Genomic DNA, 8,405 nt, shown 5'->3' with positions numbered 1-8,405 from the left:
GGCCGTGGCCACGCCGCACAGCAGCACGCCCGCGGCGATGGCGAGCGCGCGCACCCCCTCGACGGCGACGCCCATCGAGCGCGCGGCGTCGTCGCCCATCTCGATCATCCGCATCGGCCTCGACACGTACGCGCAGACGGGCAGCAGCACGGCCAGCGCCAGCGCCACCGGGATCGCGTGGTCCCAGCCCCGCCCGCCGAGGCTGCCGGTCAGCCAGGCGGCGGCGGTGGCGGCGTCGTCGACGTTCGCCCGGGTGAGCACGTAGGAGTTGGCCGCGACGAGCAGCGCGTTCGCGCCGATGCCGACCAGCACCAGCCGGTGGCCCCGCACGCCCCGCCGGTACGCCATCCCGTAGACCAGCGCCGCCGTCAGCACGCAGCCCGCCAGCGAGCCCCCCGCGATCTGCGCCGCCGTGCCGCCCGCGACCATGGCGAGGATGCCGCCGGTGGACGCGCCGGCGGCGAGCCCGATGAAGTCGGGGCTGCCGAGCGGGTTGCGGGTCAGGCTCTGGAAGAGGGCACCGCTCAGCCCGAACGCCGCCCCCACCAGCAGCCCGGTGACCACCCTGGGAGCGCGCAGCCTGCCGACGATGAGCTCGGCGACCGGCGGGCCCTGGCCGAACACCGCTGCCAGGACGTCCGGCACGGGCACGGTGAACTCGCCCGTCGAGATCGCCGCCACGGCCACCGCGAAGGCGACCAGGACGAGCAGCAGGCCGACGGCGAGCGCGCGCGGCGCCGCCCGTACCGACCAGGGACCGAGCCGCACCGCGCGGACGCCGAGCCGTGTGAGACGGGGGCCGGGGCGTGGGGAGGAAGGACGCCGGGTGCTCATAGGGCCGCGAGTCTCCTGCGGCGGGCCAGCAGGATGAAGACCGGGGCGCCGACCAGCGCGCACATGATGCCCACCTGCACCTCCCCCGGCCGGGCGACCAGCCGCCCGGCCACGTCGGCCGCCAGCAGCAGCACGGGCGCGGCGAGCGCGGAGTACGGAAGGACCCACCGCTGGTCCTGCCCCACCAGAGCGCGCACGGCGTGCGGCACGGCCAGTCCCACGAACCACAGCGGCCCCACCGCGGCCGTGGCCGACCCGCACAGCAGCGTCACCGCGACGGCCGCGAGCACCCGGGTGCGGGTGACCGCCACGCCGAGCGCCCGGCCGGCGTCGTCGCCCAGCGACAGCATGTTGAGCGGCCTGCCCAGCAGCAGGCCCAGCACGATGCCGCCCGCCATGAACGGCGCCAGCCGGACGAGCGTGTCGGCGCCCTGCCCGGCCAGCGACCCGGTCAGCCAGAACCTCATCCGGTCGAACGTCTGCGGATCCATGCGCAGGATCGCCGAGGACGCCGCGGTGAACACCATGGCGACCGCGACGCCCGCAAGCGCCAGCCGTACCGGACCGGCCCCCGAGCGGCCTGCCGAGCCGAGGGAGTGAACGGCGACGGAGGCCAGCGCGGCTCCGGCGAACGCGAACCACACGTAGACGGCCGGGTCGGAGAGCCCGAGCAGCCCGAGCGCCACGGTGACGCCGAGCGCGGCGCCCTCGTTGACGCCCAGCAGCCCCGGGTCGGCCAGCGGGTTGCGGGTGAGGCTCTGCATGAGCGCGCCGGCCAGGCCCAGCGCGGCTCCCACCCCGATGCCGAGCAGCGTGCGCGGCACCCGCAGCTCGCGCACCACGGTGTGGTCGTTCGAGCCGTCGGGCGCGACGAACGCGTCCACCACGGTGGAGAGCGGCACGGACCGCGCGCCGAGCGCCACGCTCGCCGCCGCCACGAGCACCAGGACGCCCAGCGCGACCACCAGCCCACCGGCCAGCGCGGCGTCCGGCCGCGCCGTCTCCTCAGCCGGGCGCACCCGACCCCCTCTCGTCCAGGCCAAAGTAAGGTAAGGCTAATCTAAAGCCGCACCAGCTAGGCAAGCCTAACCTTAGGAGCTCGTGATGTCGGAACCGGTACTGGCTCGCAGGCGATTCCTCGCAGCCGCGACAGGGCTGACGGCGGCGCTGGCCCTGGCCGCGTGCGGGTCGGGTGCCACCGGAACCGGTGGGAACGCATCGGCCCCGGCGACCGGCATGGCGTGGACGTTCACCGACGACCGGGGCAGGAAGATCGACCGGCCGAAGGCGCCGGCCAGGATCGTGGCCCAGGTCGGCTCGGCTGCCGCGCTGTGGGACTTCGGGGTGCGCCCGGTGGCGGTGTTCGGCCCGCACAGGCTGAAGGACGGCGCCAAGGACCCGCAGGCCGGGAACGTGGACATCGCCAAGGTCGAGGGCCTGGGCAACGTGTGGGACGAGTTCAACGTCGAGAAGTACATCTCCCTCCAGCCCGACCTGCTGGTGAGCAACATGTACGTGAAGGACACGCTCTGGTACGTCCCGGAGAAGTCGAAGGCCGCGATCGAGCAGGTCGCCCCGACCGCCGGCGTCATGCTGCCGGGCAGGAGCGCCACCGAGGTGATCGGCAGGTACGAGGAGCTGGCGAAGTCGCTGGGCGCCGGCATGCAGGGGGTGCCGGAGGCCAGGGCCCGCTTCGAGGCCGCCACCAAGGAACTGGCCAGGTTCAAGGACCTCAAGATCCTCATGATGTCGGGCGGCGCCGACCAGATGTGGGTGGTCAACCCGCCCCAGTATCCCGACATCGTCCACCTGACCCGGAACGGCCTCGACGTCGTCAAGCCGGCCAAGGTCGACGAGGGCGGCTTCTTCCAGACGCTGAGCTGGGAGAACGCCGACACCTACGACGCCGACGTCATCCTCTACGACACGCGCACCCAGTCGCTCAGGCCCGAGGACATGATGAAGAAGCCCACCTTCGCCAAGCTCCCCGCGGTCAAGGCCGGCCAGCTCTACCCGTGGCGGGCCGAGGTGCCCTTCAGCTATCAGGGCTACGCCGCGTTCCTGGAGGAACTGGTGGCCAACCTGGGGAAGGCTAGTAAGCTCCCCTGACCTCGACGATCTCGGCCAGCGGGAACTCCAGGTAGTCGCCCGCCTCCTCGCACCACGCGTCGAGCGCGGCGCCCCTCAGCTCGCCGTGGCTGATCGTGGCGGTCAGGCCACCGGTCAGCGTGATGCCCGCCCGCACGCCCCGGTCGACGACGAAGCCGAGCAGCGACTGCTGCGCGGTCGGCAGCCGGGTCGCCATCCGCCCGATGACGGCCCAGGTGCGGCCGCCCTGCTCCGGGGGGTGACCGGCGGCGGCCAGGCGCCGGGCGTGCTCGTACGGGTCGGGCGCGGGCTCCGCGACGGCGTGGGGGAGCCCGTCGGGGCCGATCAGGTCCTGTGCGTCGGAGATCTCCGCCACCTGGCCGCCGGGCAGCAGGATCAGCTTGCCGTTGCGCGGCTCCTCGGCGCGGGTGCGGCGGATCGCGATCCCCCCGGTGTCGGCCACGGGCAGCGGGGAGTAGCCGTTCTCGCGCAGCGCGGCCAGGGTGCGCTCCGCGCCCTCCGCGCTCACCAGCACCGTGGGGGCGAGCAGTCGCAGCCCCAGCCGGGCCAGCCGGCGGTGCCCGGCGATCTCGGCCAGCAGCGCGGGGTCGGACGCCTGCACGACGCACCCCACCGTGGTCACCGTCACCTCGCCGTGCCTGCGCGCCACGTCGCGCACCAGGTATTCGAGCGGCTGGGGGATCGTTCCGACGGCGGCCAGCTCCTCCAGCAGCTCGTCGGCGTCGTAGCCGCGGTCGAGCGCGCGGCGTACGCTCTCGGTGGTGAACCGCCACACCGAGGCCGCGCCCCGCGACTCGCGCTCGGCCACCCGGTCGAGCAGCGCCGCCAGCTCCGCCGACGGCGGCCCGGTCACCACCGCGGTCAGGTCAGGGCCGAACAGCGCGCTCCGCCGGACGCTGGCCAGCGCCCTGGTGGACGCCTCCACCAGCAGCGGGTCGTGCTCCACCAGCGGCACGGAGTCGTCGTTCTCGTCGCCCGCCCGGTCGGCCAGCCCGGCCAGCGCCCTGCCGAGATCGGTGAGCGAGTCGTTGGCCAGCAGCCCGAGCAGCCGCGCCTCCTCCAGCACGGCCGAGGCGCACTCGGCGAGCAGGGCCTGGTCGAGCAGTGGCGCGTGCCAGTGGACGTCGCGGACGAGGCTGCCGCGGTCGGCGAAGGCCGTGCCCGCGGGCAGGTGCGCCAGCACGGACAGCACGGCCCGGCGGACGCGGGCCACGGCCGCGCCGGCCTGGTCGTCGCCCAGCACCGTGCCGTACTTGCCGTCCACCCGCCGCAGCGACGACCGCTCCATCCGCCACCACGCCGACAGCAGCACGCGCAGCCGGGCCGAGCCCTCGTCGAGCCGCCAGCGGTCGAACCTTTCGGTCGGCACCATGCCGCCCGCCTGCTCGTCCCAGGCCAGCAACCGGGCCACCGCGCAGATCTCCAGCAGCAGGCGCGTCTCGTCCTCGTCGCAGCCGGTCTCCTTGGCGATGCGGCGCACCTCGCGCACGCCCACGCCGCCCGTCTTGAGCAGCGGCAGCGGTGTCTTGGAGGTGTTGTCCAGCAGCGCCGCGCAGCGCTCGACCGCGTGCGGCGCCGCCAGCGTCATCAGGTGGTCGACCTCTTCGGGGTCGATGGGGATCGTGGCCACCTCGGGCGCCTCGGCCGTGAAGGGCGGGTGGTAGCCGGGGCCGCGCAGGCACAGGGCGACCTCGCGCGGCATCTCGGCCACGTGCCAGCTCGGCCGGTAGAGCAGCCCGTGGTCGGCGCTCCACTTCTCGGGCGTGCCCGGCGTGACGAACCTGGCGCCGTCCACGTCGCGTGCCGGGCCGTCCCAGGCGAAGGTGTCGAGCAGGTCGCGGGTGCCCTCGGGAGCGTGCTGGAGCAGCGCCGCCAGGCGGCCCGGGTCGCCGAGCACCTCGCCGACCCGGGCGATGGTGCGGCGCTTGTTGCCGTGGGGCGGGACGCCGAGGCCGCGCGCCAGCGCGCGCAGCGTGTCGTTGCTGACGGTCCAGGAGTTGAGATAGTGGCCGAGCGGCTCGCCGAGGTTGAGCGGGGCGGCCCACCACCGCGACACCGCCTCGGCCAGCTGGATCACACCGTCGCCGTCGGGCCAGGCCAGCGCGTGGTCGTAGAGCCGGTCCAGCCAGGGGGTCGTCTCGTCAAGGGGAACGCCGAGGAACTCCGCCATCCGCTCAGGCGTGGCGTGCGGCACGACCAGGCAAGCCTGCGCCAGCTCAAGACAGGGCAACGGCAGCCTGCGCAGGGCCTCCATCACGGCGAAGCCGTTGCCCAGCCGCTGGGCGAGCGTGTCGAGCCGCCGCGGCCACGGCGCGGCGATGGCGTCAAGCCGGTTCGCGAGAATCCGTCCGAGTCTGTCTTCGTCAAGTGTCCGCAGCCAGCCGAGCAGGTGATCATCCATCGGTCAGCACTCTCATGGGGTCGCGCGCGGGACTCACCGTGAGCCATGACCATCCACGGTAGTGCAGATCACCGACGGTCAGGAGAGGACTGCCCAGACGATCTTTCCCTGGGGCGCCAGCGCGGACCAGCCCCAGCGGAGGCTGAGCGACTCGACGATGTGCAGGCCCAGGCCCCCCGGATCGAGCGGGCCGGGATGGCGCAGCACCGGCACCGAGGCGGCCGGGTCGGTGAACGCGCTGGTGACGAGCGGCCCGCGGCGCACGAGCGACATGTGGACGGGCGGCTCGCAGCCCGGCTCGGCGACGTGCAGGCCGTGGCGGAGCGCGTTGGTCGCCAGCTCGGAGATCACGAGCTGCATGTTCTCGATCAGCTCCTCCAGCTTCCAGGCGGTCAGCGCGCCGGTGGTGAAGCTGCGGGCGGCGTGCACGGAGGAGGGCGTGGGGGGCAGGACGAACGTGGCGCTCGCCGACGGGCCGGGGACCAGCAGGTCGCGCGCCGCCTCCGGCCACCAGCCGAGAGGGGGCCACCAGTCGAACGTGGTCCATTGGCCGGGCGCCAGGGTGGGTAGCACTAGATCATTCTGCGGCAAACTCTCGTGCAGGTGCAAGGGCGAATGCACGTGCAGAGGATGCGTGCAAGCGCTACGGTTGGCCTCAAATGGTGAAAGCGGTGGGAAAGGGGATCTTGGCCGCGGCCCATGATCTTTCGGCCGTGAAGTGACAGACTATGTGTAAGGGAAACAACCAAGGAGCAGCGCGTGTCCATCGATCCGCCCGGTTCAGGTTCGACCGTTCGGCGCATCATGCTGGGCGCCAGCCTCAGGCGCCTGCGTGAAACCAGCGGCCTCACCCGCGACCAGGCCGGATTCCACATCCGGGCGTCCGAGTCCAAGATCAGTCGTATGGAGCTCGGTCGCGTCGGTTTCAAGACACGCGACGTGGAAGACCTGCTCACACTGTACGGCGTCCTCGACGACGCCGAGCGGCGTGCCCTGCTGGAGATGGTCCGCGAGGCCAACACCCCCGGATGGTGGCACAAGTACTCCGCCGTGCTGCCCTCGTGGTTCAGCACCTATGTGGGGCTGGAGGAGGCCGCGAGCTTGATCCGCACCTACGAGGTGCAGTTCGTGCCCGGCCTGCTGCAGACGGCTGACTACGCGCGCGCGGTCTTCCAGCTCGGCAACCCCGACGCCGGTCCCGGAGAGATAAACCGTCGCGTGCATCTGCGAATGCAGCGGCAGGAGCGCTTCACCCAGAAGGACGGCCCGCGCCTGTGGGCGGTCATCGACGAGGCGACGCTCAAGCGGACCATCGGCGGGCGGGAGATCATGCTCGAGCAGCTCCAGCACCTGCTGGAAGTCGCTGCTCTGCCCAACATCACCCTGCAGGTGATGCCCTTCAGGTACGGCATGCACGCCGCTGAAGGGGGCGCGTTCAGCATCCTGCGGTTTCCGGAGTCCGATCTGTCGGACGTCGTCTATGTCGAGCAGCTCTGGGGTGCCCTGTACCTGGACAAGCGTGAGGACATCGACCCGTACCTCACGGCGATGGAGCAGTTATGCGTGGAGAGCACCACGCCCGGGGGCACCGTCGAGCTCATCGGCGGTCTTCTCAGAAAGATGTAGATGAAGCAGACCTACAACGGCATGCCCGCGACCGACCTCAAGCAGGTCGCCTGGCGCAAGAGCCGCTACAGCAACTCGCAGGGTAACTGCGTGGAGCTCGCCCAGCTCCCCGACGGTGGGGTGGCCGTGCGCAATTCGCGCTTCCCCGACGGCCCGGCGTTGATCTACACCCGCGACGAGATCCGGGCCCTGGTGCTCGGGGTCAAGGACGGGGAGTTCGACGGGCTGCTCGTGTAACGGGGTGTTAACCCTCGGCGCGCCCGCTTAACGGGGGCGCGCCGGGGGTGTAATCCTCCCGCCTCGCCGGGCGGACATGATCTGTACATGCTCGACCAGATGACTCTCTATCCGATCGCCGACGACGTGCTCTTCGCACCCGGCGGCAAGGTCGTGATACGCACCTACGGCGTCGCCCCGGTGGCCTCCGGCGGCTCGGTCTCCTACCGCACGTGGGTGACGGGCATCCGTGACCAGCCGCGCTACTGGCACTGGGGCCGCTTCGAGGACGCCGCTTCCGGTCATCGCCAGGTGCTGGAGTGGCTCACCGGCAGGGGTCCGCAACCCTCCCAGGCGGTCGCCTGACCCTGTGCTACGCTCCTTACCGAGCAACCGCTTGGTCAAAGGAGGCGTGGTGCGCCGGGGCATTTACCTTCTCGAAGAGGTCGACTTCCGGCCCATGAACTCGCGCCGCCCCCTGGAGTACCTGACCTGGCTGACCCGCTACAAGCGGGAGGACGAGACCCGCGAGCGGCCCGAACTGACCTCCGGCATGTCGATCCGGTCCAGGGAGATCGACCTCGCCGGCGCCTTCTACGCCGTGGGCATCACCGGCCATCCGCAGTTCAAGGCCGTCACGCTGTGGGAGTGCCACGGCGGCTGGGACGGCGGCTGGCGGCAGATGATGGACATCTACCGGGGCGTGGACGACCGCCTGTTCCTCTCGGACATCGACGACCTGCGCTTCTCGGCGTTCTCCCGGCCCCTCGGCGCCGTGCGCGGCACGCCTTCGCCGGCGGAGGTGGTGCCCGGGGAGTTCTACGTGTTCGAGAGCGCCCGGGTCCGGCCCGGCGCCGCGCCCGGCTACCTCGAGGCCGTGCGCGCCGAACGCGCCCCGCTCCTCGCCGAGCACGGCCACCGGCTGGCCGGCCTGTACGAGGTGCTCTTCTGTGACACCGAGGCCGTCACCCTGTGGGCCGTCTCCCTCGACGACCACCTGGCCACGCTCCGCGCCCGCGACGCCGCCCTGGGCCTCGACGACGAGGTGGAGCCGGACGACCGGTTGCTGCGATGGGACAAGCGGGCCCGCGACTTCCTCGACGGTCCGTGGCGTGAGACCCTCCTCGCCCCCTTCCCGGGCAGCCGCCTCGCCCCCGGCGGCTGACCCGCCGGGCCGTGCCGCGCGGACGTGTGGCGCGTCCGGCGGGACGGGGCGGGG

General features: G+C 72.3%; 9 protein-coding genes. 5 read left to right on the top strand and 4 right to left on the bottom strand.

The window, feature by feature from the left end:
• Both DQW85_RS32100 and DQW85_RS32095 read right to left on the bottom strand, forming a co-directional pair.
• A partial coding sequence (locus DQW85_RS32100; protein ID WP_240197555.1) for a FecCD family ABC transporter permease occupies positions 1 to 768 on the bottom strand: 768 nt, incomplete at its 3' end.
• 62 nt (positions 769 to 830) lie between these two features.
• Positions 831 to 1,853, bottom strand: a complete 1,023-nt coding sequence (locus DQW85_RS32095) for a FecCD family ABC transporter permease (RefSeq protein WP_240197554.1) — start codon at positions 1,851 to 1,853, stop codon at positions 831 to 833.
• Positions 1,854 to 1,938: 85 nt separating this feature from the next.
• Between DQW85_RS32095 and DQW85_RS32090 the strand changes: the two genes are divergently transcribed.
• Entirely contained in the window at positions 1,939 to 2,943 is a 1,005-nt protein-coding gene (locus DQW85_RS32090; protein ID WP_113703535.1) for an ABC transporter substrate-binding protein, read from the top strand.
• Here DQW85_RS32090 and DQW85_RS32085 read toward each other — a convergent pair.
• The gene (locus DQW85_RS32085; RefSeq protein ID WP_113703534.1) at positions 2,927 to 5,344 is read right to left on the bottom strand and encodes a helicase-associated domain-containing protein; all 2,418 of its coding nucleotides are present in this window, start codon (positions 5,342 to 5,344) and stop codon (positions 2,927 to 2,929) included. The two genes, DQW85_RS32090 and DQW85_RS32085, sit on opposite strands and share 17 nt — an antisense overlap.
• Before the next feature lie 78 nt (positions 5,345 to 5,422).
• On the bottom strand, positions 5,423 to 5,917 hold the full coding sequence (locus DQW85_RS32080; RefSeq protein WP_113703533.1) for an ATP-binding protein: 495 nt from the start codon (positions 5,915 to 5,917) through the stop codon (positions 5,423 to 5,425).
• A gap of 231 nt (positions 5,918 to 6,148) precedes the next feature.
• Between DQW85_RS32080 and DQW85_RS32075 the strand changes: the two genes are divergently transcribed.
• From DQW85_RS32075 to DQW85_RS32060, 4 genes are all read left to right on the top strand, one after another.
• Positions 6,149 to 6,970 carry a helix-turn-helix domain-containing protein gene (locus DQW85_RS32075; RefSeq protein ID WP_113703538.1) on the top strand — a complete coding sequence of 274 codons (822 nt, stop codon included), beginning with the start codon at positions 6,149 to 6,151 and terminating at the stop codon, positions 6,968 to 6,970.
• Positions 6,971 to 7,207 carry a DUF397 domain-containing protein gene (locus tag DQW85_RS32070; protein WP_113703532.1) on the top strand — a complete coding sequence of 79 codons (237 nt, stop codon included), beginning with the start codon at positions 6,971 to 6,973 and terminating at the stop codon, positions 7,205 to 7,207.
• An 87-nt stretch (positions 7,208 to 7,294) separates the two neighbouring features.
• On the top strand, positions 7,295 to 7,552 hold the full coding sequence (locus DQW85_RS32065; RefSeq protein WP_113703531.1) for a hypothetical protein: 258 nt from the start codon (positions 7,295 to 7,297) through the stop codon (positions 7,550 to 7,552).
• Between the two features lie 49 nt (positions 7,553 to 7,601).
• Positions 7,602 to 8,351 (top strand): hypothetical protein, encoded by a 750-nt coding sequence (locus DQW85_RS32060; protein WP_113703530.1) that lies wholly within the window; start codon positions 7,602 to 7,604, stop codon positions 8,349 to 8,351.
• The last annotated feature ends 54 nt before the right edge of the window (positions 8,352 to 8,405 follow it).

Origin of the sequence: Nonomuraea lactucae (assembly GCF_003313395.1) — a bacterium.
Classification (GTDB): Bacteria; Actinomycetota; Actinomycetes; order Streptosporangiales; family Streptosporangiaceae; genus Nonomuraea; species Nonomuraea lactucae.
Note: the sequence above shows the minus strand (reverse complement) of the source record. Positions and strands in the feature narration are given on the sequence as shown.